We start from the raw sequence: 26,363 nt of genomic DNA, 5'->3' as shown, positions 1-26,363 counted from the left end.
TGATGGAAGCGGTATTTGCCAGGATAAGGGGCAGGTAAGATGTTGTCTCCGATATGAAAAACGGAGCGGTATCCGCATGCCCCTTGCCTTTAGGCGGTATTTTTCATTTCCCTTGCTCGAACTGTTCTTTCAATACCCGTTTCAGAACCTTGCCTGTAGCGTTACGCGGCAGCTCGTCTTTGAAGTAAATCTGTTTGGGAACTTTGAAATTTGCCAATTGTGCGCGTACATGGTTGCGGACGGTGGCTTCATCCAGTTCGGCCCCTTCTTTGAGCTGGATAAAGGCGATGATTTCTTCGTCAGCATATTGGTCTTTCACGCCGATGACGGCTGTGGCTTCGACGGCGTCGAGTTTGTAAATCGCTTCTTCGATTTCGCGCGGATAAACGTTTTGCCCTTTGGAAATAATCAGGTCTTTTTTGCGGTCGACGATAAAGATGAAGCCGTCTTCGTCTATCGTGACAAAATCGCCTGTTTTCAGCCAGCCGTTGACGATGGCTTCGTCCGTGGCATCGCGCATATTCAGGTAGCCCTGCATGACCGAACCGCCTTTGACGATGAGTTCGCCCACTTCGCCCGTCGGCACTTCGACCAATTCCTCGTTGACGGCTTTGACTTCCAATCCGGGCAAGGCGATGCCGACGCTGCGGGCTTTCTGCCTTTCGGGCGTGTTGACGGCGACGACGGGCGAGCATTCGCTCAAGCCGTAGCCTTCCAAAAGTTTGGCACGAGGGAACTTCGCTTTAAAGTCGAGGATGGTTTGTTCCGCCAAAGGCGCACCACCGCTGATAAACAGACGGACGCGGTTGAACCATCTGAAATACCAAGGGATTTTCGCTTTGCTCATGGCGGTGTAAATCGCGGGCACACCCAAAAACACGGTCGCGCGTTTGAGCAAAACCTGTTTCAAAACGTTGGAGAACGGGAAAACGGATTTCACCAAAATAATCGAACACGCCATATAAATCGGCAGCAACACCATAGCCGTCAGCGTAAAGCTGTGGAACATCGGCAGGAACACAACGAAGCGGTCGCGTTTGGTAATCTTAAAGATGCGCTCGATGCCTTCAAGGTTGGAAAACAGGTTGTCATAGCTGATTAATGCGCCTTTGGGGTGGCCTGTCGTGCCGGAAGTGTAAATAATATGCGCCAAATCATTGATTTTCGGCTGGCGGCTCAAATCGGGTGTACCCGAAAAACAGCGCGCTTCTTCAAAACGCATATCGGCTTCGTCCGCCGCTTTCGCCTCGCCTATCCAAATGATTTTCTCGACGCGGGTCTGTTTTTTCAGCCCTTTCAATTCTTTCTGCAAACCTGCCGATGCAAACATAAACTGCGCTTTGCAGTCGTTCAAAATATACGCGTATTCGTTGTTTTTCAAAAACGTATTCATCGGTACGGCAACCGCGCCGATGGCGGAAACGGCAAAATAGGCGCTGATAAATTCCGGCGAATTGGATACCGCCAGAGCAACTTTGTCGCCGAATCTGACTCCCATATTTTGCAGATATGCCGCTATGGCATCGACTTCCTGCTTGAGCGCTCGGTAGGTGGTTTTTTCTTTGTCGTTGAACACTGCCGTGCCGTTGCCGTTTTTACGGCAGGCAGCGGTCAGCATTTCGTAGAAGTTGGTGTTGTTTGTTTGATTCATTGAAATTCTTTAAAAATGAAGTGGGTAAAATATTATAGAGGTCGTCTGAAACTTCTGAAGGTACGGGTCGCGCATTGATGTACGACCGCAAAGGCTCCGTGCTTATACTATCCCCTTGCGCGCACGTCAAATGCCTGCCGCAAGCCTTCGCCTATCGTTACCAGCAAAAGCAGCATGATAGTCAGCATGCCGACAGTAGACAAGCCTATCCACCAAGCGTCTAAGTTGTCCTTGCCCTGAGACAGAAGTTCGCCCAAGCTTGCCTGCGACGCGGGAACGCCCAAACCGAGGAAATCCAAGCTGGTCAGCGCAAGCACCGCGCCGGAGATGCGGAAAGGCAGGAACGCCAATACAGGCGTGAGGCTGTTGGGTAGGATGTGCCGCCACATAATCGCGCGGTTGCCCACACCCATCGAACGCGCCGCCAAAACGTAATCCGCCTGCCGGTTTTTCAAAAATTCGGCGCGGACGTAGTCCGACAGCCCCATCCAGCCGAACAGCGACAGCAACACCAGCAATATCAGCAGACTGGGATTGAAAAACGAAGACAGGATAATCAAGAGATAAAGCTCCGGCATCCCGCCCCAGATTTCGATAAAACGCTGCATCAAGAGGTCGGTCTTGCCGCCGAAATAACCCTGAACCGCACCGGTAATCACGCCGATTACGGTCGTTACAAAGGTCAATGCAAGGGCAAACAGCAGGGAATCGCGGAATCCGTAAATCAAACGCGCCAAGACATCGCGGCCTCGGTCGTCCGTGCCGAGCAAGTGCCTTTCAGACGGCATTGCCGGATCGGGTTGGGTGTCAAAATCATTGAGCGTATCGGCATCGTAGGGATTGGGCAGATAAACGGCGTAATTGCCGTCTGAAGTAATATTGCGGCGGATAAGCGGATCCAAATAGTCCGCAGGCGTATCAAAATCGCCGCCGAACACGGTTTCGTTGTATTCGTTTACCAGCGGAAAATAATATTCGCCCTGATAATGTATCCACAAGGGCTTATCGTTGCTCCACAAAGGCGCAAGCAGCGCGACGGCGAACAAAACGGCTAAAACCCGCAACGCGAACCAGCCGCGTTTGTGTTGCTTGAATGCCTGCCAAGTGGGGTTTGAGGTGTGTGTTTTCATGGTTTGGAAAAGTTTATCAGTCATGATTCGGAAACATATTTTTCAGACGGCCTATTTCTGTCCGCCGAAATGAATGCGCGGATCGACCCACGAATAAGAAATATCCGACACCAATTTCGCCAGCAAACCCATCAGCGTGAACACATATAGCGTCCCCATCACCACCGGATAATCGCGCTTCATCACCGCCTCGTAGGAAAGCAGCCCCAGCCCGTCGAGCGAGAACAAGGTTTCAATCAGCAGGCTGCCGGTGAAAAACGCGCCGATAAAGGCAGCGGGGAAGCCGGTAATCAGCGGAATCATCGCGTTACGGAAAACGTGTTTCCACAAAATCTGTTTTTCCGGCAAACCTTTGGCGCGGGCGGTATAGACATATTGGCGGCGGATTTCTTCGAGAAACACGTTTTTTGTCAGGATGGTCATCACCGCCAGATTGCCTGCTACGGAAGCCGTAATCGGCAGCGCCATGTGCCACAGATAATCTTTGATTTTACCCGCCCACGACAACGTGTCGAAATCATCTCCGACCAAACCGCCCTGCGGAAACCACGCAAAAAAGCTGCCGCCGCCGAACAACACCAGCAGCATCAAACCCAACACAAACGGCGGTATGGTATAACCGACCAGCACCACCATCCCCGTTACCGCATCAAAACGGCTGCCGTCGCGCACCGCCTTGGCAATACCCAACGGGATACAAATCAGATAAGTCAGGAAAAACGTCCACAAACCCAAACTCATCGACACCGGCATTTTCTGTTTAACCAGCTCGAACACGGTTTCATGATGGAAAAAACTCTCGCCCAAATCAAAACGGGCAAACCGCCACACCATATCAGCAAACCGCGTCAGCGGCGGCTTGTCGAAACCGTACAGCGCATTTAACGCCGCCAAATCTTCCGGGCTGATGCGGTTGCCGTTTTTCATCATATTGCCTGCCGCCGCGTTCGCCGTCTCGCCACTGATCGCACCATGCGTCAACTGCTGCACCATCTGCTCCACCGGCCCGCCCGGAACGAATTGGATTACGGCAAAAGTAATCGCCAAAATCCCCAACAGCGTGGGGATTAAGAGCAATAGGCGGTGGAGGATGTAGCGGTACATGGGATTCTCGCAATTGGAATTTGGATATGCCGTCTGAAGCAATATGAAGGTATCTGTTTCAGACGGCATTCCCTGTTGTGGAAATACCGCCCGACCCCTGTTCGATTATTGCTTTATCGTGGCGGAACGGACGAGTTCTTCCAAGTTGTCGGCAAGCATTTCTGCCGACCGTTGGTAGCCTTTGGCGGAAAAGTGTACGCCGTCTTTGGCGGCCCATCCGTGGTTGAGCCAGTTTTTCATGCTGCATATGCCGCCCATGGCGTTTTGCCAAGACCAGAACATGGTTTGTCCCTGCCGTGCGACGCGCCGCTGCATCTGTTGGACTTCGGTCAGGCGGACGGGGCGTGTGCCGCATACGCCTAGCGTGTTTTTCAGGGATTCGGGTGCGCCGATGATGAGGATACCGGCGGCAGGCAGGCTGTCGCGGATTTGGCGGACGGTATCCAGCCATTTCTGTTCGGTGTCGGCAATGTCGATGTTGTCGCCGAAGGCTTCGTTGGTACCGTAGGCAAGGATGACTAGATCGGCACCGGTTTGGGCAAGGTCGTTCATACGGTCGGCACGCCATTTCGACCAATGGGTCAATTGTGCGCCGTTGATGCCCATGGCGGAAATGGTAATGCCGCCGGCGGGGTTTTCGATATTGATAAATCCGATGTCCCACGGCATTTCGGTTTGTATGGTCAGGGGGAGTGCCGCGCCCGTATCCAGTACCTGCCAGCCGCCGCCGTTGGCGGAGACGGTGTTGCCGTTGACGGTCAGGGTTTGTTCGGCGAGCAGGGGTTTGGCAAACAGGGAAATGCGCTGTTTGCCGGTCTGGCCGTCGGATGCGGTCAGGGTCATGCTGCCGTTGTCGCCCGTCCGGGCAAGGATGCCGCCGAGCGGGAAGTCTCCGGTATTGTTCCTGCTGGTGAGGCTTTGCCAGTTGCCGCTGTAACGGACGGCCGCCATGCGCTGCCCTTTGACGTTGGCGGGGTAAACCCAGCCTATGCCGCCGTCGCCCCATGTTTTTTGCAGGCGTTTGCGCAGGGTGTCGGTAAAGAAGTCGCCGGCGGTATGCGAGTCGCCGATTTGCAGGATGCGGAAGGTTGCACCGCCTCCTTGTGCGACGGATTGGAGTTTTTTCATCCAAGGAGAGGCGGCAGCGTTGCTGTAATCGGTCAAGAGGCCGTCTTCGCCGGTGTAGGGCGCGGACGGGGAAACGGTAACGGTGTCGAGGCTGACGGAGGCAACGGGTAGGGCGTTTGCCTGGGTTGCGGCGAACAGGGCGGAAAATGTGATGAAGTGTCTGAGGTTCATGGTTGTTGGCTTGGTGTAAAAGTGAGTTTTTCCATTATTTTTTCCGCCAGCAGTTTTTGTCCTTCGGCGGTAAAGTGTATGCCGTCTTTACTGCGGTAGCGGACGGATTTGCCGTTGACGTTGACGGAGTCGGTGTAGCGGTCTTCCCCGCCGCTCAAGGTGTGCGCGGTGGGAATCAGGATGATTTTGCCTTCCAGGTGTTCCGAAAGCAGTTTGTCGAGGTAGCGCATCTGCCCGTCGAGCTTGGCTTTTTTCATATAGGGGATGCCGAGCCAGACGACTTGGACGTGGTGCGTGTGTGCGGCTTCAAGGATGCGGTCGACGCGTTTCAGGTATTCTTGCGCCCATTCATCGGAAGCGAATTTGAGGTATTGCTTGCCTACGGGGAAATCCCACGGGTCGTTCGGGCCGAGGAATACGGCCAATACGCTGATTTCGGGATGTTTTTGCAGGGTTTCTTCAATCGTTTTCGGCCAGTCGAAGAATTTGGGATAGGAAAGCCCCGTGCTTTGTTTGCTGAGGTTGACGGATTCGATGCCGTATTGTTGTTTCAGGCTTTTTTGCACGAAGGGTGCAACACCCTGCATCAGCGAATCGCCGGCGAAAAAGACTTTGTCCCCGGTTCGGACGGCGGCGGTGTCGGTGTTCTGTTTCCATTCTTGGATTTCGCCGGTTTGAGGGGGGGCTTCGGATGCGGCGGTTTCAGGCGGCATATCTGTCGAACCGCCGTCTTGAGCCGTCGTCGGCGTTTCGCCGGACAGGAATGTTTTGATGCCGTCTGAAAAAGCGTAGGCATTTTCTTGCAACGCTGCACCGGTTTGCCACCATCCGTAGGCGGCAAGCGGTTCGAGCGGGCTGTTGCGGTGGTAGGTCTGCTGCCAGTAGGCATTGATCGGATTTTGGCTGAACCATGCGGCAATCAGGGCAGACATCAATATGGAAGTGAAAAGGGAAAGAAAGTGTTTCATGTTTTCGCCTTTTAGAAATTGGCATAAATAAAGCCGGGAATCCCTGAGGGGGCCAATACGATAATCAGCAGCAGGACGGCGGAAACGGGGATAAACCACAGCCACATCGGGATTTTTTCCAAACCTCCGACTATACCGTCGAAAGCGCGTTGCAGGTAAGGGTAGAGCAGCATGACGGATGCAAACGAGGCAAGCAGCAGCATGTCTGCCTGTTGCGGCGCATTCCAGCCGTTGGCATTGGCAAAGAGGGCACTGAAAACTGCGCCTGCATCGTCAGGATTTGCGGTATTGAAGACGACGAAGGTCAGGCAGACAAAATGGAAGGTGATGAGCCACGAGAGCGGCGCGAGGTATTTCAGACGGCATAGTGCGTCGCGTCCGAAATACCGGTCGCCCGTGTTGAGCAGCACCAGTGCCGTGCCGTGCAGCGCGCCCCAAATGAGGAAGTTCCAGCCGTAGCCGTGCCAGATGCCTGAGAGTACCATTGCCGCCATCAGGTTGAGCTGTGTCCGTAAAAAGCCTTTTTTGCTGCCGCCCAACGGGATGTAGATGTAGTCGCGTATCCAGGTGGAAAGGCTGATGTGCCATTTGTCCCAAAATGCACGGATATTCGCGGCACGAAGCGGTGCGGAGAAGTTTTTGGGCAGTCGGAAGCCCAGCAGCATTGCCATGCCGATAACCAAATCGGAATACCCGGAAAAGTCCAGGAAGAGTTGGAAGGTATAGCCGTACACGCCGCCCAATACGCCCCAGCCGTCGAATTGGGCGGGATTTTCAAATACGGGCGATACCCAGTTTTCTGCGAGCATCCCCGCCAGCCACCATTTTTTGGCAATACCCAGCAGAATCAGGGAAACGGCGAGTGCGGGGCGGACGGGTGAGCGCGGTTGGCGGGTACGGATTTGCGCCAGTGCGCCTGCCTGCTCGCCGTCTGCACTTTTGAATGCGGCGGCGCGGATAATCGGGCCGGAGGTAACGGTGGGGAAAAAACTCAGGTGCAGCAGCAGCTCGTGCCACTCGAAACGCGCGGCGTGAGGGGAGCGGAAGCAGTAAATCAGATAGGCGAGCGACTGGAAGGTGTAATAGGAAAGCCCCAGCGGCATCAGGATGTCGATTGCGCCGCCCTTACCCGCATATTGTGCAATCAGCGGACGGAAAAAGTCGAAATATTTGAAAAAGCCCAAGACGGTCAGCGAGACGGCAATGCCGAACCCCAGCCAGAAACGGCGCGTACCCTCGCGAGTGGAGCGGAGCAGTTCGCCCAAAAGGTACACGCATGAGGAATAGAGGACGACGATTGCCGCAAATACGGGGCTGATATGGTAGAGCCAGCCCATACCGGCAGCCAGAAGCAGCAGGTTTTGGACGGACGGGTATTTCGCCATACACCAGTAAAGTGGCAGGAAAGCGATAAAGAACAGTGCAAATTCGATAGACAGCAGGGGCATAAACCATCCTTGGGGCGGAAAGCATGCGTTAAGACGCGGCAAAATTGATTATTTTATCAGGGGTAGATATTTCTTCAATCGGAATGCCGTCTGAAAGGCAGAAATATTTCAGACGGCATAGCGGGTCAGGTTCGGATATGGCGGTTCAAGTTCAGGCACAGCCACAGCCCGGCCGCCGCCGCAAACATACCGGCGATGCCGATACGGGAAATGCCGGCATATTGCGTTACCCAATGTCCCAACAGTGCGCCGCCGCCGATACCGACGTTGTAAAGTCCCGAATAAATCGAGTTGGCAAGGTCTGCGGCATCGGAGGCGAAATCCAAAACTTTGGAAACCATCCCCAGACTGACGACCACAATCGCCGTCCCCCATACGAACACCAGCGCATAAATAGCGGCAGGCAAATGCACCAAAGGCAGCAAGAGCCCTGAGGACAAAGCGATGACTGATACCGCACCCGCCAAAAATGCGCGCGGATGTTTGGCAAACCATTTGCCGAACAGGTAAGACGCGGCAAAGCCCGCCAGGCCGTACAGACCCAGAACCATGGTAACCTGCCGGGCGGAGAAACCGCCGATTTGGATGACGAACGGCTCGATGTAGCTGTATGCGGTAAAGTGCGCCGTGATGACCAGTACCGTCATCGCATACAGCAACATCAGTTTTTTCCGTTTCAAAAGCAGGGGCAGGCTGCTTAAAGAACCTGTATTCACACTCGGCAGGGGAGGCAGGCTTTTGGCAAGGACCGCCATAACCGCCGCCGAACACAGGCCGATCAGCAGGAAACTGGCCTGCCAGCCCAAATATTGTCCGACCATGCGTCCGAGCGGAATCCCCGCCACCATCGCCATCACCGTTCCCGTACTGAGCAGACCTAAAGCCTGATTTCCTTTTCCGGAGGGGGCGATGCGTACTGCCAGCGAAGCCGTAATGGACCAGAATACCGCATGGGTCAGCGCAATCCCCACGCGGCTGGCAAGCAGGATTTCAAACCGCCACGAGGCAAACGACAGGATGTGGCTGACGGTAAACAGCGCAAACAGTACCAGCAGCAGGCCGCGCCTTTCCATATGGCGCGTCAGCAGCATGAGCGGCAGCGAAGTCAGCGCGACAATCCATGCGTAAACCGTAATCATTATGCCTGTTTCGGTCGCCGCCATGCCGAAGCTTTGTCCGATGTCGCTCAAAAGTGCGATGGGGATAAATTCCGTCGTGTTGAAGATGAACGCGCCGATTGCCAAGGCAACGACGCTCAACCAGGGTTTGTGTGAAGCGTTCATTGTTGTCGTCCTGATGGGCAGTGTTGTCATTATGGCGCAAGCGGCCGTCTTTTTCCAAACCTGCCGTGCGGTTTCAGCGTTTGCCCGAGTCTGCGAACCGTCCTACAATAACGTTTCTCAGATTGCAGTTCCAACGAAAGGAAAATCATGGAAACCCTTATCCTCGACATCGGCGGCATGAGCTGCGGCGGCTGCGTTAAAAGCGTTACCCGGATACTGGAAAGTGTAAAAGGCGTGGCAAGTGTCGAAGTCAGCCTTGAAAACAAAAGTGCGACCGTCGGCTATGACCCCGCGCAAACCGATGCGGGGGCGTTGATTGAAGCCGTAGAAGACGGTGGCTATGATGCCGCGTTGAAATAAAGCGGCGGGAATGCCGTCTGAAGCCTTTACGCTTCCCCGATGCCGTCTGAAGCACGCTTCGTGCCTTCAGGTGGCATTTTTTATGTAAGGTTTACGGTTTCTGAGGAATCATCAGTACGGGGATGACGACCGCCCATGCCGGAATGTTTTCCCGATATTGTTCGATATACGCTTCACCGATATCTTCCCGGTAGAGGACGCCGACAGCGGCAACGGCAGCACGGGCATGTTTGGGGATTTTTTCTTTAAAATTCTTAGCGGTTTTGGCAACCGGTATATCGTTGGCGCAGAAAAGGTAATTGCCGCCGCCGTCTTCGATGATGTCCAGGCTGTCGCCGGTTTTCAACGTTTTGGCAGCCCTGATGCGTTCGTCGATTTCCCCGTATGGAGGATTTTCGTTTTTTCGGGCGATGAAGCCGATATCCAACTCTCCGCCGTAGTTGGAAAGTACCTTGTATTCCGTATTCAACCCCGGTTGTTCGGCATAGGTGCGGTCGATATATTCCACGCCGTCGGGCAACGCGTTTATCCAGGGATGGCGGGGTGAGTGGCAGAGCAGCGTCAGCGTCTGTCCGGCACGGGTCATGGCGACATAGTAGAGGCGGCGGTTTTCGTCGCTGCCGTCACTCCAGCCGTCGTCCAGGACAAAGACGTGGTCGAATTCCAAACCTTTGGATGAATGCGCCGTTCCCAAAAATATGCCGTCTGAACGGCTGATTTTTTCATCGCCGACATATTCGTACAGCCAGTTTTTCAGAAATGCTGCAGGATGTTGCGGTGCGGCAGTGTTTTCAGACGACCGGGCAATGGGGAATTCGTTGAGGAAGTCGGTTTTAAGCTGTGCGAACCAGTTTGCCCATTTCTTGCCGCTGCGCCCGATTTCCTTCTCTATCAGCTGATTGAAATCCGCCGAAGAAAGCTTGCCGTCCTTTGCTGTTTCAGTGCCGTGCACCAGCCGGGCAAATTCGCGTGTTTTGCGTAAAGGCAGGTTTTGTTCGTTTTTCAGGAAATAGGGAATGCCGTTTTGTTCGCACCATGCCTGTACGGGGTTGAGCGTGCCGTTGTTGTGGGCGAGGACGGCGAAACTTTCCCAGCCGGTATCCGACAAGCCTTTCAAACGCAGGATTTCTTCAATGACTGCCTGTGCCTGGATATTCCGGCGCACGGTCGGATTCCATTCTACGGGGAGGCGTATGACGCGGACGCGGCCTTGGCGTTCGGGGTCGGTTTGCGTCCAAATGCCGCCGTTGGGGTCTTGCCGCCTTTCGGGGTTGACGGCGATAGGGTGCCGGGTTTTCAGGCGGTCGGGCATTCCGCTTATCACGCGGTTGGCGGCGGTGATAATGTTTTGCGTGCTGCGGTAGTTGAAAGTCAGGAAATCGGGCGAATCCACGCCGTATTCCTCTTGAAAACGGAGGATGTAGTCGTTGCTGCTGCCGTTGTAGGCAAAGATATTTTGGTCGTCGTCGCCGACTGCAAGAATGGTCAGCTTGTCTTCATCATCGCGTTTCCTGCCTGCCAGTGCGGAAACCAGCCTGTAATGCCGTTCGCTGATATCTTGGTACTCGTCTACGAGGATATAGCGGAATCCCGACATGATGCGTTCGCGCGCTTCGTCCCCGTCGCTGCCGCTTATGCCGTCTGAAAGCATGGCGGCGGCTTCTTCGCACCATTTTTCATACTGCCTGCTGATTTCACGTTCGTTTTGTTCCCTACCTTTGCTGTCGAAACGTACGCCTAAAAGCCGCATTGCCATGCCGTCGTAAGTCAGGACGGTAACGGCCCGGGCAAGGTTGCCGACCAGTCCGTGCAGGCGGCGTTTGACTTCCAGCGCTGCAAGTCGGGTAAAGGTCAGGACGATGATGGAGGATGCCGGAACATGCTGGACGCGCAGAAGATAGGCGATACGGTGGACGATGATGCGCGTTTTGCCGGAACCGGGGCCGGCAAGTACCAGGCGGTTCCTGCCACTCTGATCGGTAACGACGGCTTTTTGCACGCTGTTCAGACCGTCCGTGACGGTATGGAGGGTATCCGGGGAGACGGGTTCTTCCAATTCTTTCAGCCTTCCTGAAAACCATTTATCCTTAAATGATTTTTCATCCGTTTTAAAATAGTCGGCGACTAGGTTTAAGGCTTCGGTAATGTTTTTGAGCGCGCGTTCCGCATATTCGCGCATGACGTGGATTTGGAAACGTTTTTCCCCGTAAAACGTTTCCAAGGGGCGGTAGTCCGATTTGAGGTATTGCCGTTTGGATTCCAGCGCGTTCCGGTTGGGGACGATGGTCATCGCGTGGCGCAGGATGGTAATGCCGTGGTTCAGTTTGATGATGCCTAGTTTGTGCATGAACAGCAGCGCCTGCTTGAGCAGGGTTTCGCGGCGGTTTGCCGGAATCTGTACCGACAATTGCATATCGTCGGCAAGCTGCTGCACCATTTCGCCGATTCCGGTTTCCACGACGACATCTTTCCGCCGGACACCCTCTGTCTTGCCGATGAGGAAGGACAGGATGCGGGCGCAGATGTTGCGGCGCAAAAGGGCGGTTTCCTGAATATTTTCCCAGCTGTCATTGTTTTTGAAACGGACTTTCAGGCAGCCGTTGCCGAAGTCGCGGATTTCAAAGCTGCCGTTTTTATTGGATTCGAGTGCGGATTTGTCGTCTGCAAAGGACAGGATGAGCTGCTTGATTTCGGCGGGCGTGCTTTCCAGTCCCGAATCGTGCATTTCATAGCAGACGGCATTGACGGCGAGATTTTGCCATATTCCTTGGTCGGCATCGGGAATTTCCGTTTTCAATATCTGCCAGAGTTTTTCTTCCCATCGGGTTATTTTTTCCAAAAGCCCAGACGACGGTTTGATGTTGTCGGTACGCAGGATGACGGTCATGCGCGTATCGTTGGTCAATATGCCCATTTCTTCGAGGCTGTGCAGGTGTCCGCGTAATTCTTCCAAGCTGCATGCGGTCGCCTGTATCAGGTCGTCGGTACTGAGCGGCTTGTCATCCGGTGCGTTGAATACGATTTCGGCAATGGTCAGGTAGATTTCTTTGAGCCGTCGGGCGAACCGACCTTTTTGAATCAGTTCCGAAGCCTGTTCCAGAGTCAGTTTGCCCGAGCGTGAGGGGAAGATTCTGGTGCGGTTTTCTTTGCGGTCGAGCAGTTCGGCACGTTCCAGCCAGGAAATGGCGGTTTTGATTTTGGTGTCCGACTGGCGGTCGTCCCTGTCGAAGCTCATATATTCTTCGCTGTCTTTCAGAATCTCGCCGCCGGTGGCGACGACTTCGCCGCAACCGTCCTTGCCGTGTGCCGCCGCGTTGAGCATGCCGATTTTGCGCCATACCGTTTTGAGGTCGCGCAATTCTATTTGCGACATTTTGCTGATGCCGAATTGGGTATCTACATCGTTTTTTTCATAAAGCAGGATGCATTTTGCCTCTTCTCGGTCCCGTCCGGCGCGCCCGGCTTCTTGAAGGTAGTTTTCCAGCGAACCGGTAATTTCGGCATGAACGACCAGTCGTACATCAGGTTTGTCCACGCCCATGCCGAAGGCGTTGGTGGCGACGATGACGCGCAACCCGCCCTCGATAAAGCGGTTCTGTATGTCTGCTTTGGCATTGGTTTCCAGGCCTGCGTGGAAGTATTCGCACGCCCAGCCTTGTTTTTGGAGGTATTCGTTATAGCCTTCTGCACTTTTGCGCCTGCCGACGAAAATGACTGCGCCGCCCCTTTGATGGTCGAGTTCTCGGTGGAGCAGTTCGTCGATTTTTTGTTTTTTGATGCCGTCTGAAGCTTCGAAAACTTCGTAAGACAGGTTGTCGCGCGCGTTGTCGCCGATAAATTGCCTGAATTCTATGCCGGCCTGCTCACGGAAATTATCGGTAATGTCGGCAAGTACGTCGGGTTTGGCGGTGGCGGTAAAGCAGCTTACCGGTGCGGTGCCGCCGTTTTTCCTGCCGTGTTCGGCGATGAATTTGACTGCATACAGGTAATCGGGTCGGAAATCGTGCCCCCATTTGGACAGGCAGTGCGCCTCATCGAATACCCAGCCGTTGATTTGACGTTGGGAAATGGCGGAAATGAAACTGTCGTTGCGGAACTGTTCGGGGGCAACCAGCAGGATGCCGATGTCGCCTAATGCGGTTTTGTCCAATATTTCGGCACGTTCGACCACTTCGATCAGGCCGTTGAGCATGGCGGCGCAGGTAATGTTTTTTCTGAGCATTCCGTCCAGCTGGTCTTTCATTAGCGACTGCAGGGGCGAAATGACGACGGTCAGCCCGCCGTTACGGTAATAGCGGTTGAGTGCGGGAACTTGATAACACAGGGATTTTCCGCCGCCCGTGGGCAGGACTGCCAGCGTGTGCAGACCTTTCATTCCCGACTGCACAATGGCGCGCTGACCGCCTTCGAAACCTTTGAAATGGCGGAATTCGGACAGTTTGAAATAACGCTGCAACTGGGCTTCGGGATTGAGCATGTCAGCGCAGTAGTTGCAGTTGCTGTCGCCGCAGTCGTGATCGCGCAGTTCGGCAATCAGCCGAGCCGTTTCTGGAAAATGGCTCCGCACCCACGGGGCAAGCACAGAGTTGCCGCCGGAGACGTTCAGCCATGACAGGGCATAGGCAAGTGAAGGATAGATGTCGCGATTGTGGATGTCGGTTTTCATCAACTCCAGAAAACGTGTGCGGCAGACTTTCAAACGCCCTTTTCCTTCGTTGTCCTGCATCATCATCCAAATAATGCGTATCAATCGGTTGGTATCCGGGTGTTCGGTACGTTCGGTGAGGGAGATGCCGTCTGAAAAACGATACGGCAGATGCATATCGGACAATGCCGCCCATAGGGTAAATTCATCGGGTCTTTCGGTTTTGATTTTGCCGAATGCGGTACACTGGTCTTGAAAAAGCTGCCAACAGGCGCGGCAGTCTGCCAACGGGGAGTTGAGTTCGGAAGAGATGATTTTGTAGTTTTTAATCAGGCGGTGGTACGGGTTTTGCGGAAAGGCGAGCGGCGACAACTTCAGCGTATCGATAACGGGCAATGAAAGCCATGCCTGGTCGGGCGCGGCTTTTTTCAAATATGGCAGGTCGTGTTCGAGGAAGTTGTGCCCCATCAGCCATTCCGCACCTTTCGCAAGGGGTAGCATTTCCGCCAATGCCTTCCTGAATCCTTCTTCATGGCGGAAGCTTCGCTCAAACCCGAGGTCAAGGTCGGGCCGGTATGCACCGATTTTGAAGACGGTATCGGTTTTGGGGTTAATTTCCAAGTCGATGATTAAAACGGCAGGTACGGCAAAATCCATGGCGGTCGGGATGTTGGCATAAAACGGTCAATATACCATAGTGTTGAGCCTTTATCCCTGATTTCGGTAAGATGGCGGAGGGGTGCGTCCGGACGTATGCGCATACCTTCAGACGGCATACTTGTTCGGAAGCCCGATAATTTTCGTGCGGTTGAAGTAGGCAGGCGAATTGGTTAAACTTGCAGGCATATTATCTTTAGAGTGAACAGAATATGTCGAGCAAGAAGAAAAAAGCCGCTTCCGCTCGCCCCGTCATTGTGAAGAAAGCGCGGCAGGCGGTTGTCGGCAGTCCTGCCTCCTATATGGCGGAACCTTCGGAAATATCGGAGATCAAAAATTCATATGATGATTTGATGTATGAATCCAAAGCATTTTCCCAAACCGCCATCAACGCCTTGGAGGCACGCGCCCGCATGATGGGCCTGAAGCCTGCCGCAGCGGTAAATGCCAAGGTCTTGGAGCTGGGCTGTTCGATGGGCGGCAATATTATCACGCAGGCACTTTATTACCCGGATGCGGAATTTATCGGTATCGACTTGTCCGGCAGGCAGGTTGCGCAGGGCAACGCCATCATTGAAAAAATGGGCTTGAAAAATGTGCGCCTGGAAGAAAAAGATATTTTGACCATCGATGAATCATTCGGGAAGTTCGACTATATCATCGTCCACGGCATTTGGTCGTGGGTTCCCGATACGGTTAAAGACAAAATCTTTTCGATTTGCCGGAACAACCTGACCGAACACGGCATTGCCTATATTTCGTACAACGTCTACCCGGGATGGAAGCGTTCGGAACAGATACGCGAAATCATGCTGTTTTCAAGCAGCGGTATGCAGGGTGAATCCTTGGCATTAAGGACGCGGAAAGGTTTGGATACGGTCAACGCACTGGCTGAAATCCTGGAAAGCGACAAGGGCATCAGAAATAACGAAAAACTTCAGTCCATGCGTAATGTGTTGGGTAAGAACGGTTATTATGTCGCCCATGAGTATATGGAAGCATTCAACGATCCGATTTATGTCAACGGCTTCATCGAATGGGCCAACCGCCACCGGCTCGCATATATCGGCGATACCAGGCTGTCGATGTCTTTTATTTCATGGATGGCGGAGCACACCAGGGAGAGGATAAAAGCATTGGCAAACGGGGATTATATTGCCAAAGAACTTTATATCGACATCCTTTTCGATAGTGAGTTCCGACGTTCGCTTTTATGCCGTCATGAAGAGGAACACAATATCACCCGAGACGAGACGGTTCCTATTGAAATTATAGAAAATCTGTATTTCCGGCTTGTACAGGGTACGGGTATCGACCTGGATGAAAGCAATACCATGTTTTCCGGCATCCGCGAGGTTATGAGCGGCGGCGAGCCGTTCAGAACCGAAGATGTTGTGGCGAATCTGAACAGGCGTTTTCCGGGTTTGGCATTTGACCGGGTGCAGATTAATTCCCAACTTCTGTTGCAGACGATTACCGGACATTTTGCCGTTTCGTCAGACAAAGGGGAAAAACTTACCTTCGAAGACCATAAAACCTACGTACCGGCACGCTTCACAGACTATGTTGCCGCCTTTGTGGAACATGGTGCGGAGCAGTTTGTCAAACCAGCCAACCGTTACAACGAAGGTACGCCCTCATTCGGATACGGGCATTTGTACATTATGCGGCAATTGTCGCAGCCTACGACCAAACAGGCGCTGATAGATGCGGTTGCCGAAAACTTAAACATCGTTACCACTACGTCCGACGGTTTGAAATTCAATCCGCCTGCAAGATTTTATGTAGAACAAATTCTGTCAGAGTTGGCGGAAAGGCATTTTTTTGCTCAGACAGACTGATTATCCGAAACCGTCGGCTGTCATGACAAACTGCCCGTTACGCATTTCTTGCGTCAGGGCGGAATTTGCAAGGCTATGCCGTTCAAACAACTACCACACAGACACATATGAATACATTTACCCTAGCTGATACCAGGCCGTATCCCCAAAATCCGATTAAAAACCACCTGCTGCTCAATGCCTACCAGCTGGCGCATAATTCTTCCCAGGCTTCGCGCAAGCTTTCATCCGAGCAGCTTCAAACCGAAATAAGGGGAATGCTTCAGCAAAACCACTATATCAACCTTTCTCTTGCGCTGACCATGACTCCCGATGCCGGAACTTATACCGCGCTGCTTTCCAGCGTGAATTCGGTACTCGATTGCGAAAAAGACGGGGAAGTGCAGTGGTTTGCCCTGCCGCTCGTGCTGGTGTCCGGCTGCAAGAAAGAGCGTACGATCGATATGAAGGTGCCGACAGCAGAATTGTTTGCCTGTCTGCAAAACTATCCGCACCTGCGTGCGTTGACCCAGGATACGCAATGGCTGCCTTACCTTGTACATTCCTCCGATTTGAGTGCCGTTACCCCCGATATATGGTGGCGCGCAAAACAGAACGAAGAGGCGGCTGCCGGACATTTGCGCAGTTTTGAGGAACGTCCGCTCGTCATGCCTGAAGGACAATCTGTCCATGTGGTCTATGCACTGGGTTTCGGCAGCGGCAAGGTTCAGACGGCATTGGGTCAGAACCTTCTTCAGGCAGGCTTGCCCCTGATGCAGGTATGGCAGGAAAAGCTCGCATCGGAAGGTGTTACGCTGTTTGTCAATCCGCTTTCCCCGGATTCTCCGGTACGCGCGCTTTCCGATGGCAGCCATACACGCCAGCGCATGGCGATGGATGTTTTTGCTGCAAACGCGATACGGGCCATCCGTATGCAGAGCCCGCGGGTCGGCGTGGTCGCTGCGGCAAAGGCGGGCGGACAGATTCTATTCGGATTTAATGCGACCGACAGCGCGTTCGAAGTCGTACCACAGGTATTCTCATGGCAGCTTTCCTTTACCGATAACATTGCCGTCATCCAGCAGAATTTCCTCGACCTGATGGCGGAGTGCCGCGTGGAACATGTTTACCTGCTGCATGATGCATTGAATGAGTACGAGGACATTCCAAGCTATGCGGAAGCATTGAAACGGGAAGGACACAACCCGTTTTTCAGCGGTCAATACGATTGACGGCCACATGCCGTCTGAAAAAGATTCGGTTTCAGACGGCATGGGTACGTATCGAGAAAAGGAAATATGGGTAAACCGAAAGTTCTTTTTGTCTGTTTGGGCAACATCTGCCGTTCTCCGATGGCGGAATATGTCTTACGCCGACGTGCGGCCGAGGCAGGTATAACGGTTGAGACCGACAGTGCCGGAACATCCGGCTGGCACGACGGTGAGGATATGCACCGAGGTACGGCGGAGATATTGAAAAAATACGGCATTGACGCTTCAGGATTTGCCAGCCGCAAAATACGGCAAAGCGATGCGTCAGCGTTTGACTACATCATCGCCATGGACAGCAATAATTTGTCCGAATTGGAAAAAACTTTCGGCAGGCAGCCGGAAAAAATATTCAAGCTGACCGACCTGATACCCGAAAGCGGTTACGACCATGTACCCGACCCTTGGTACACGGGTGATTTTGAAGAAACATACAGGCTTGTAGATGCAGGCTGCAGGGCGTTTTTAGAAAAAATTTCCCGATAACATATCAGGATATCAATACGAAACATTCCGCGCCCGGTGTTAAGACGGCATAAACAGGGAATTTATGAAAACAAATTTCAAACAGAAAATTATCGAACAGACACGCAGAGAGGGTTTGCAGGTAACCGCTTTGCGCGAGCAAGTGCTCGATATCGTTTTGCAGCAAAGCGGCGTGATTAAAGCCTACAATGTTTTGTCGCAGATGCAGCAGCAAAGCGAGGGCGTGGTTGCGCCGCCGACGGCCTACCGCGCCCTTGATTTTTGGGCGGAGCAGGGCGTTTTGCACAAAGTGGCGGCGGTCAACGGCTATATTTTGTGCAGCCACGCGCAGCACGAGTGTAACGACCATTGCCACGACCACGAAGAAGCCGAAGCGCACCACAGCGCGTTTATTTTGGTCTGCACCGAATGCGGCACGGCGGACGAGCAAACCCTGAGCCACGAATGGGCGGCACTGCGCGCAGGCGTTGCCGAAAGCGGCTTTGCGCTGAAAGAGGAACACGTTGTTTTAACTGGAATTTGTAAAAAATGTCAGAAGTGAAAAAAACCAAAGTCCACCTGATTTCAGGTTTTCTGGGAACAGGCAAAACCACTGCGCTCAAAAGCCTGATGGAGCAGAAAGACCCGAACGAAAAATGGGTCATCATCGTCAACGAGTTTGGCGAAATCGGTATTGACGGCGCGGTATTGAGCGACAACGGCATCCCTGTGGCAGAAATCGCCGGCGGCTGTTTGTGTTGCACCGCCGGCCCGCAAATGGGCGTAACCGTGCAGAAAATGCTGCGCGATGCCAAGCCCGACCGCCTGATGATTGAAGCAAGCGGACTGGCGCACGCCGCCAGCGTCATCGACGAATTGAAAGCCAAACCGCTGGACAGCCTTTTGGAAATCGGCGCAGTCTTTACCGTCGTCGATCCGCGCCAGTTCATCAACCCTGATTACGCGCAACAGGCGTTGTATAAAGACCAAATCGGCATCTGCGACGTATTGGTCGCCAGCAAAACCGATTTATGCACCCCCGAACAGCTTGCCGAATTTCACGACAAAGCGGCAAAACTGTTCCCGCCCAAAGCCAAAGTGGTCGAAGTCCAAAACGCACAACTCGATATCCAATGGCTCGATATTCCCGTCATCGAAAAATCACGCTACCGCCTCAAAGCCCTGCCGGACAACACCATGGGCTTCCAGTCGCAAGGTTTCACTTTCCCCGCCGGACGCGATTTCGACGGTGAAAAATTGACCAACTTCTTCAACGACCTGCCCAAATTCACAGACGGCCTCGTCCGCGCCAAAGGCGTGTTCCAAGTGCTCGGCACATGGGTATGGCTCAACTGGGTGGACGGGCAATGGGGCGCCAACCAAGTCTCATGGCGGCGCGACTCGCGCTTCGAGCTGATTGCCAAATCGTTTGATGCGGATTTAATCGAACAAAAACTTAAAGACGCATTGGAATAGTGTTCACGCGCTTTCAGACGGCATATGAAATGAAAATGCCGTCTGAAGGTCTGAGGAGGATGGGATGAAACCCAAATTTAAAACCGTTTTAACCGCGCTGTTTTTGGCGGTTTCCCTGCCGTCTATGGCGGCAACCCATGTTTTGATGGAAACCGATATGGGCAATATCCGTTTGGTTTTGGACGAGTCCAAAGCCCCCAAAACCGTTGCCAATTTCGTGCGCTATGCCCGAAAAGGCTTTTACGACGACACCGTTTTTCACCGCGTTATCGACGGTTTCGTTATCCAGGGCGGCGGATTTACCGAGGACTTGGTACAAAAGGCAACCGATAAGGCCGTTGCCAACGAATCCGGCAACGGCTTGAAAAACACCGCCGGTACCATCGCCATGGCGCGGACGGCCGATCCGGATTCCGCCACCAGCCAATTCTTTATCAATCTGGCGGACAATGATTCACTCAACTACAAAAACGGACAATACGGCTATACCGTTTTCGGCAGGGTCGAAAGCGGCATGAACACCGTTTCCAAAATCGCCCGCGTCAAAACCGCCACGCACGGCTTTTATCAAAACGTACCCGTACAGCCCGTCAAAATTCGCCGCGTTGTTGTCGAGTAATATAACGGGAAATCTTCAGAAAGCCGAAACGGAAAAAGCAGGCGTTTGGGGTTGAAAAGCGTCTGCTTCGGGATTTTAAAATGCCGTCTGAAACGCCAAACGGGCTTCAGACGGCATTTTTGACGGCGGTGGTTTATGCGCCGCAGGTTTTCGGCTTGTTCGCCAGAATGTTGATGACTTTGCGTTCGGCTTTTTGCGGCTCGATTTTGATTTCGCTCTCATCTTCTTCGCTGCCGTCTGAAAAGCGTTCGGGCATTTTTTCGCTGTCAAACGCCAAATCGCCGCCGTGTTTCAGGCTTTGACCGCGTTCCAATCCGACAAAGTCAAAGAGTTCGGTATCGGCAAGGTGGGAAGGGACGACGTTTTGCAGGGCGGAGAACATCGATTCGATACGGCCGGGGAAGCGTTTGTCCCAATCGTGCAGCATATCGCCGATGACTTGGCGTTGCAGGTTGGGCTGCGAGCCGCAGAGGTTGCACGGGATAATCGGGAACTGTTTCAATTCGGCGTATTTGATCAAGTCCTTCTCTTTAACATACGCCAGAGGACGGATGACGATGTGTTCGCCGTTATCGCTCACCAGCTTGGGCGGCATGGCTTTGAGTTTGCCGCCGTAGAACATATTTAAAAACATGGTAGCGAGGATGTCGTCGCGGTGGTGTCCCAAGGCGATTTTGGTGCAGCCTAATTCTTTTGCGGTGCGGTAGAGGATGCCGCGGCGCAGGCGGCTGCACAGCGAACAAGTCGTTTTGCCTTCGTCCAATACGCGTTTAACGGTGGAGTAGGTGTCTTCTTCGACGATTTTGTACGGCACGCCTATGCTTTCGAGATAGGTCGGCAATACTTCTTCGGGGAAGCCCGGCTGCTTTTGGTCGAGATTGACGGCAACCAGTTCGAAATCAATCGGCGCGCTGGCTTGGAGCTGGCGCAGGATGTCTAATAGGGCGTAGCTGTCTTTGCCGCCGGAGAGGCAGACCATAATTTTGTCGCCCGGCTCGATCATGTTGAAATCGTTAATGGCATCGCCGACGGCGTGGCGCAGGCGTTTGCTGAGTTTGTTGTTTTCCAGTTCTTGTTTGGTTTTTTTGGACATGGCGGTGGTTTGAAAAATTAGGGATGCGGCATTGTAACCGAAAACAGGGGCGGTTTTAAAATGCCGTCTGAAAAAGGTTCAGACGGCATCAGAGGGCTTATTCTGCATTTTCGGTTTTAAAGAAGAGATGAACCGCTTTGAAGATACCGCCGTTTGGGACGGTGAGTTCTTTTTGTGCGGCGGAGAATTTAATCACGGCAAGGGCGGTAAAGTTTTCCGAATCTTTAACGCTGTCGAGCACGATGCCGGCCTCTTCGCCGTCTGTTGCCAATATGGTTCCTGCTTCGACGGCCGAATTTCCCGACAATACCGCCAAGCCGCGTTTGACCTGCCCCCGATACTGGGCACGCGCAATGATTTCCTGTCCCGGATAGCAGCCTTTTTTGAAGTGTACGCCGCCGATGATGTGCTGGTTGAGCATTTGGGCAACGGCAGTTTCTTTGGTAGCCACGCATATCCACGGATAACCGCTGCGGATTTCATGAAGCTTCCATGCGCTTTCGGCAGCGGCATCATAAGGGGGCAGGGCGGTTTCGGGTGCGATGCGAAGGATGCCGCCATGAGGCAGAGCGATAGAGCAGATGCCGTCTGAATCTTGTTGTGCGGCAAAGGCAAGGTTGGGTTCTTGTGCGGCAAGCGGTTCGGCAGATTCTGCCAACTCTGCGCCGACACCGTAGTTGTCCGGTATTTCGAAAACGACTTTGGCGCGAAGGACGAACATGCGAAGGCGTTTGACGGTTGACTCGGTCAAGTCTTCGGACATGGCGAGCAGCAGGTCGTCTCCCCGATTGATGACGAGCATATTGGCAATCACACGGCCTTTCGGCGTATTGTAAGTCGCATAACACGCTTGTCCGGACTGAAGATGGTTGATGTCGTTGGAAAGCTGGCCGTGCAGGAAGCTTTGGCGGTCTTCGCCGCTGACGCGGACTACGCCGAAAGAGGGCAATAATGTTTTCATGATGTGTGTACTCCAAATCGGAAGGTTCGGCGTGCTTATGCAGCCGTTGTTTTTCGGGCTGCCGTTACTTTGATTTCGACGCGCCATTCCGGACGGGCAAGACGTGCTTCCACACAGATACGTGCAGGCGTTCTGCCTGAAACGACCCAGCCGTCCCAAATTTCATTCATCGCGCCATAATCGCCCATGTCGCGCAGATAGACGGCTGCCTCTATGATGTGTGCCCTGTCCGAACCGCATTCTTCAAGCCAGCGGTCGATTTGGGACAGCACGTCGGCAGTCTGTTCCGCCGCTGTCTGCCCGTTTTCGGGAACCATGCCGGAGAGGAAAATCAAATCGCCGGTGCAAACTGCTTCCGAGTAACGGGGGGTTGTGCCGAAATACCGGATATCCATATTGGTTTCCTTCAATAAAGGGGATATATGGTAACATTGCATTTGGGTGATTTCCATGTTTTGCGTAACGAAAAATGAGTAAACAGACCTATCCGGTAACACCGGCAGTACGCGTTTTGCGTGAAAACGGCATCAAATTCGAACCTTTCATCTATCCCTACGAGGAACACGGCGGTACGGCCCAATTTGCGCGCCTGTTTGGAAAAGACGAACATCTGGTCGTCAAAACCATTGTTTTACAGGATGAAAACAGGCAGGGGCTGATTGTTTTGATGCACGGCGACAAGCAGATTTCGACCCGTAATCTGGCGAGGCATTTGGGCGTGAAACATATCGAACCCGCCACGCCCGCGCAGGCGAATAAGTGGACCGGCTATCTGGTCGGGGGGACAACGCCGTTCGGTATCAGGACAAAGTTGGATATTTACGTCGAACAGTCGGTGATGGATTTGGAAACCATCTATATCAACGGTGGAAAACGCGGGTTCATTATCGGTATCCGCCCCGATGATTTAAATATTTTGAACCCGAAAACAATACAGGCAGCGGTTTAACAGGGAAGTATAAAGGAGCAATATGGATAAGGATTTATATGCTGTATTAGGCGTGTCGGAGCAGGCGGGTGCGGACGAAATCAAGCTTGCCTACCGCAAACTGGCGATGAAGTATCATCCCGACCGCAATCCCGGCAATCCTCTGGCGGAAGAGAAATTCAAAGAAATACAATATGCCTATGAAATTCTTTCGGATGAGGGAAAACGGGCGCAATATAACGCTGCCTTCAGGCAATCTTTCAGTCAATATGAAGAATGGGAAGAGCAGGTTTTCCGCAGGGAGCGGGCGAGGAGGGAGCGTTTTTATCGTCAGCAGTCCGGCCGCGGCCAGGCATACGGGCAGGAGTTTGAATGGCGCTCATCCGACGGATACAATGCTTCCAGGTCATCAGGTAAGGCCGGCGGCCAGAACTATGTCCTCGCTGCCTACATCCTTTTCGGATTGGGTGTAATGGTGCAAGTCATGCCCCTTATCGGTGTCATTCTTGCCTATGTGAAGCGTAAGGATTTTGAGGATATCGTTTATGTCGTACATGCCGAATATCTGATTAAAACCTTTTGGCGGACGTTATGGCTTTATATTTTGGGCGCGCTGACCAGGGCTTTCGGTATCGGCGTGTTGATTATCATTGCGGCAACCGTTTGGTATTTTTACCGTGTCATCGTCGGGTTTGTCCGTTTCAACGACCGCAGGATGGTTGTTCCTGAAAAATGGATATAACATGGCCTACCTTTTAGTCAGTATCATTTTCAGTGTTTCTGTTTCCATATTACTGAAAATGGCAAGGAAGAAAAAAATTGAGATTGCGCAGGCGGTCGCCGTCAATTATGTGGTTGCAGTAATACTGACCCTGCTGGTATTGAAGCCGGATGTCGGCAATATCGGCGCATTTTTGCCGACATGGTGGCTATTTGCCGCATTGGGTGTGTTGCTGCCGTCTGTATTCGTTGTCATGGGTAAATCCGTAGAAGCCGCAGGCATTGTCAAATCCGACGCGGCACAGCGCCTGTCGCTGTTTTTGCCGATTGTTGCGGCACTGACCCTGTTTGGTGAAAAACTCAGCGAAGGCAGACTAATCGGACTGTGCCTCGCATTTGCCGCACTGTTCTGCCTGTTATGGAAGCACGAAGGCGGTAAAACATCCGGAAGCGCATGGCGGCAGGTGGTATTGCTGCTGGGCGTATGGGCAGGGTACGGCACTATCGATATCTTGTTTAAGCAGCTTGCCAAAAGCGGAACGGCATTTTCAGGCAACCTTCTGATTGCATTTGCTTTGTCCGGTATTTTGATATTTGCCTACCTATTGTCCAAATCAGTCAAATGGCGCATTGAGAGTGTGGTCGGCGGCGCACTATTGGGCGGTTTGAACTTCATGAATATCGTAACTTATATCACTGCCCACCAAATCATGAAAGACAATCCGACCTTGGTTTTTGCCGGTATGAATATTGGTGTGATTGTTTTGGGTACGCTTTCAGGATCATTGTTTTTTAAAGAAAAAATTAATGCTGTCAATACGGCAGGCATTGTACTGTCATTATGCTCCATTGCCTGCCTGTTCTATTGGACAGAAGTTAAGACATTGTTCGGCATATAATCTGGCTGATTGATATAACAAAATGCCGTCTGAAACAGGAAATGCTGCTTCAGACGGCATTTGTCCGTAATGTTTACAGATGAGGATTCATCAGGTTCTCGGGGGAGAGGATGCGGTTGATTTCTTCTTCGCTCAACAGGCCGCGCTCCAGTACGACTTCGCGCACGCCTTTGCCGGTCTGGGCGCAGATTTTGCCGACCAAGTCGCCGTTGTGGTGGCCGATGTACGGATTCAGATAAGTGACTAAACCGATGGAGTTGAAAACGTAACGTTCGCAGATTTCGCGGTTGACCGTAATGCCTTTGACGCATTTGTCGGACAGGTTGACTGCGGCATTGCCCAAGAGGGAAATGGTTTCAAACATACATTGGGCGATGACCGGCTCCATAACGTTCAGCTGCAACTGACCTGCTTCGGCTGCAAAAGTGATGGTGGTGTCGTTGCCGATGACTTTGAAGCAGACTTGGTTGACGACTTCGGGAATCACGGGATTGACTTTGGCAGGCATGATGGAAGAACCGGCCTGCAATTCGGGCAGGTTGATTTCTTTCAAACCGGCGCGCGGGCCGGAAGAGAGCAGGCGCAAGTCGTTGCAGATTTTGGACAGTTTGACGGCCGTGCGTTTCAATGCGCCGTGTACCATCACATATGCGCCGCAGTCGGAGGTCGCTTCGATCAGGTTTTCAGTCAGTTTGCATTCCAAACCGCTGACTTCGGAGAGTTTGCCGACGACCAGTTCCGCATAGCCTTTGGGGGTGTTTACGCCGGTACCGATGGCGGTTGCGCCCAAATTGACTTCCAAAAGCAGTTGGCGGGTGCGGTCGAGGTTGAGGATTTCCTCTTCCAACAACACTTGGAAAGATTGGAATTCTTGACCGGCCGTCATCGGCACGGCATCTTGAAGCTGGGTGCGGCCCATTTTCAAAACGTCTTTAAACTCTTCGGCTTTGGCGGCAAAGGCGTTTTTCAGGACGGCCAGTTTGTCGAGTAATTCGCCGATGCTGTAATACACGGCAAGGCGGAAGCCGGTAGGGTAGGCGTCGTTGGTGGATTGGCTGGCGTTGACATGGTCCATCGGATTGATGATGTCGTAGCGGCCTTTTTCGTATCCCAAGACTTCCAATGCGAGGTTGGCAATGACTTCGTTGGTATTCATGTTGACCGAAGTGCCGGCGCCGCCCTGATAAACGTCGGACGGGAATTGGTCGAGACAGCGGCCTTTGAGCAACACTTCGTCGCAGGCTTTTTCAATGGCGGCCGCGATTTCCGGCTTGATGGCACCCAATTCACCGTTTGCCTGCGCGGTCGCTTTTTTCACCATCACCATGCTGCGGACAAATTGCGGTACGTCGGAAATTTTTTGTGTGGAAATTTTAAAGTTTTCAATGGCGCGCAGGGTGTGGATGCCCCAATATACTTCGGCGGGAATCTCACGATCGCCCAATAAATCGTGTTCGGTACGGACAGTCATATTTTTACCTTTGTAAGTCGGATAATTGATATTTAAAAAATGCGGTATCGGAAAGATAATGCATGAAGTCGAACACTATACCACTCGAATGAAATTGT

The 26,363-nt window shown here is 52.8% G+C and carries 22 protein-coding genes; 10 read left to right on the top strand and 12 right to left on the bottom strand.

Annotated elements, in window-relative coordinates:
- Positions 1-103: 103 nt before the first annotated feature.
- The 7 genes from BBW69_RS00395 to BBW69_RS00365 form a co-directional block, all read right to left on the bottom strand.
- Positions 104-1,651 (bottom strand): fatty acid--CoA ligase, encoded by a 1,548-nt coding sequence (locus BBW69_RS00395; RefSeq protein WP_188210060.1) that lies wholly within the window; start codon positions 1,649-1,651, stop codon positions 104-106.
- Positions 1,652-1,758: 107 nt separating this feature from the next.
- Positions 1,759-2,805, bottom strand: coding sequence for an ABC transporter permease (locus BBW69_RS00390; protein WP_188210059.1), 1,047 nt, complete (start codon positions 2,803-2,805; stop codon positions 1,759-1,761).
- Positions 2,806-2,832: 27 nt separating this feature from the next.
- On the bottom strand, positions 2,833-3,885 hold the full coding sequence (locus BBW69_RS00385; RefSeq protein WP_188210061.1) for a microcin C ABC transporter permease YejB: 1,053 nt from the start codon (positions 3,883-3,885) through the stop codon (positions 2,833-2,835).
- Positions 3,886-3,990: 105 nt separating this feature from the next.
- A complete protein-coding gene (locus tag BBW69_RS00380) occupies positions 3,991-5,184 on the bottom strand; it encodes an SGNH/GDSL hydrolase family protein (RefSeq protein WP_188210058.1) in 1,194 nt (397 codons plus the stop codon).
- On the bottom strand, positions 5,181-6,152 hold the full coding sequence (gene patB, locus BBW69_RS00375; protein ID WP_188210057.1) for a peptidoglycan O-acetyltransferase PatB: 972 nt from the start codon (positions 6,150-6,152) through the stop codon (positions 5,181-5,183). The genes BBW69_RS00380 and patB overlap by 4 nt, the downstream gene beginning before the upstream one ends.
- 11 nt (positions 6,153-6,163) lie before the next feature.
- The gene (locus tag BBW69_RS00370) at positions 6,164-7,600 is read right to left on the bottom strand and encodes an MBOAT family protein (RefSeq protein ID WP_188210056.1); all 1,437 of its coding nucleotides are present in this window, start codon (positions 7,598-7,600) and stop codon (positions 6,164-6,166) included.
- A gap of 125 nt (positions 7,601-7,725) precedes the next feature.
- Positions 7,726-8,883: a sugar transporter gene (locus tag BBW69_RS00365; protein ID WP_188210055.1), complete on the bottom strand. Its 1,158-nt coding sequence runs from the start codon at positions 8,881-8,883 to the stop codon at positions 7,726-7,728.
- A 147-nt stretch (positions 8,884-9,030) separates the two neighbouring features.
- On the opposite strand from BBW69_RS00365, the gene BBW69_RS00360 reads away from it, so the two are divergent.
- Positions 9,031-9,243: a heavy-metal-associated domain-containing protein gene (locus BBW69_RS00360; RefSeq protein ID WP_002232550.1), complete on the top strand. Its 213-nt coding sequence runs from the start codon at positions 9,031-9,033 to the stop codon at positions 9,241-9,243.
- Positions 9,244-9,334: 91 nt separating this feature from the next.
- Here BBW69_RS00360 and BBW69_RS00355 read toward each other — a convergent pair whose 3' ends face one another.
- Positions 9,335-14,545: a RecQ family ATP-dependent DNA helicase gene (locus BBW69_RS00355; protein WP_188210054.1), complete on the bottom strand. Its 5,211-nt coding sequence runs from the start codon at positions 14,543-14,545 to the stop codon at positions 9,335-9,337.
- 302 nt (positions 14,546-14,847) lie between these two features.
- Between BBW69_RS00355 and BBW69_RS00350 the strand changes: the two genes are divergently transcribed.
- From BBW69_RS00350 to BBW69_RS00325, 6 genes are all read left to right on the top strand, one after another.
- Positions 14,848-16,386, top strand: coding sequence for a methyltransferase regulatory domain-containing protein (locus BBW69_RS00350; protein ID WP_370628288.1), 1,539 nt, complete (start codon positions 14,848-14,850; stop codon positions 16,384-16,386).
- A 107-nt stretch (positions 16,387-16,493) separates the two neighbouring features.
- Positions 16,494-17,597, top strand: coding sequence for a conjugal transfer protein (locus tag BBW69_RS00345; protein WP_188210052.1), 1,104 nt, complete (start codon positions 16,494-16,496; stop codon positions 17,595-17,597).
- Positions 17,598-17,663: 66 nt separating this feature from the next.
- Positions 17,664-18,119, top strand: a complete 456-nt coding sequence (locus BBW69_RS00340) for a low molecular weight protein-tyrosine-phosphatase (protein WP_188210051.1) — start codon at positions 17,664-17,666, stop codon at positions 18,117-18,119.
- 64 nt (positions 18,120-18,183) lie between these two features.
- Positions 18,184-18,660 (top strand): Fur family transcriptional regulator, encoded by a 477-nt coding sequence (locus tag BBW69_RS00335; protein WP_107961207.1) that lies wholly within the window; start codon positions 18,184-18,186, stop codon positions 18,658-18,660.
- On the top strand, positions 18,648-19,574 hold the full coding sequence (locus BBW69_RS00330; protein WP_003678194.1) for a GTP-binding protein: 927 nt from the start codon (positions 18,648-18,650) through the stop codon (positions 19,572-19,574). The genes BBW69_RS00335 and BBW69_RS00330 overlap by 13 nt, the downstream gene beginning before the upstream one ends.
- A gap of 64 nt (positions 19,575-19,638) precedes the next feature.
- Positions 19,639-20,193 (top strand): peptidylprolyl isomerase, encoded by a 555-nt coding sequence (locus tag BBW69_RS00325; RefSeq protein ID WP_188210050.1) that lies wholly within the window; start codon positions 19,639-19,641, stop codon positions 20,191-20,193.
- Positions 20,194-20,326: 133 nt separating this feature from the next.
- Here the strand turns inward: BBW69_RS00325 and ttcA are convergent, their stop codons facing one another.
- The 3 genes from ttcA to BBW69_RS00310 form a co-directional block, all read right to left on the bottom strand.
- Positions 20,327-21,286, bottom strand: coding sequence for a tRNA 2-thiocytidine(32) synthetase TtcA (ttcA, locus tag BBW69_RS00320; protein ID WP_188210049.1), 960 nt, complete (start codon positions 21,284-21,286; stop codon positions 20,327-20,329).
- 97 nt (positions 21,287-21,383) lie between these two features.
- Complete coding sequence (locus BBW69_RS00315) at positions 21,384-22,247, bottom strand: folate-binding protein YgfZ (protein ID WP_188210048.1); 864 nt, start codon at positions 22,245-22,247, stop codon at positions 21,384-21,386.
- Positions 22,248-22,282: 35 nt separating this feature from the next.
- Positions 22,283-22,642 carry a RidA family protein gene (locus BBW69_RS00310; RefSeq protein ID WP_188210047.1) on the bottom strand — a complete coding sequence of 120 codons (360 nt, stop codon included), beginning with the start codon at positions 22,640-22,642 and terminating at the stop codon, positions 22,283-22,285.
- Between the two features lie 74 nt (positions 22,643-22,716).
- Between BBW69_RS00310 and ybaK the strand changes: the two genes are divergently transcribed.
- From ybaK to BBW69_RS00295, 3 genes are read left to right on the top strand one after another with little or no spacing between them, the layout of a single operon-like run.
- Complete coding sequence (gene ybaK, locus BBW69_RS00305; protein ID WP_188210046.1) at positions 22,717-23,196, top strand: Cys-tRNA(Pro) deacylase; 480 nt, start codon at positions 22,717-22,719, stop codon at positions 23,194-23,196.
- 22 nt (positions 23,197-23,218) lie between these two features.
- Complete coding sequence (locus BBW69_RS00300) at positions 23,219-23,917, top strand: DnaJ domain-containing protein (protein WP_188210045.1); 699 nt, start codon at positions 23,219-23,221, stop codon at positions 23,915-23,917.
- Between the two features lies 1 nt (position 23,918).
- Positions 23,919-24,794, top strand: a complete 876-nt coding sequence (locus BBW69_RS00295; RefSeq protein ID WP_188210044.1) for a DMT family transporter — start codon at positions 23,919-23,921, stop codon at positions 24,792-24,794.
- Between the two features lie 73 nt (positions 24,795-24,867).
- Here BBW69_RS00295 and aspA read toward each other — a convergent pair whose 3' ends face one another.
- Positions 24,868-26,265: an aspartate ammonia-lyase gene (aspA, locus tag BBW69_RS00290; RefSeq protein WP_188210043.1), complete on the bottom strand. Its 1,398-nt coding sequence runs from the start codon at positions 26,263-26,265 to the stop codon at positions 24,868-24,870.
- Positions 26,266-26,363: the final 98 nt, after the last annotated feature.

It is taken from the genome of Neisseria sp. RH3002v2f, from assembly GCF_014596375.1.
Classification (GTDB): domain Bacteria; phylum Pseudomonadota; class Gammaproteobacteria; order Burkholderiales; family Neisseriaceae; genus Neisseria; species Neisseria cinerea.
The sequence above is the reverse complement of the archived record's forward strand: the minus strand, read 5'-3'. Positions and strand labels throughout refer to the sequence as shown.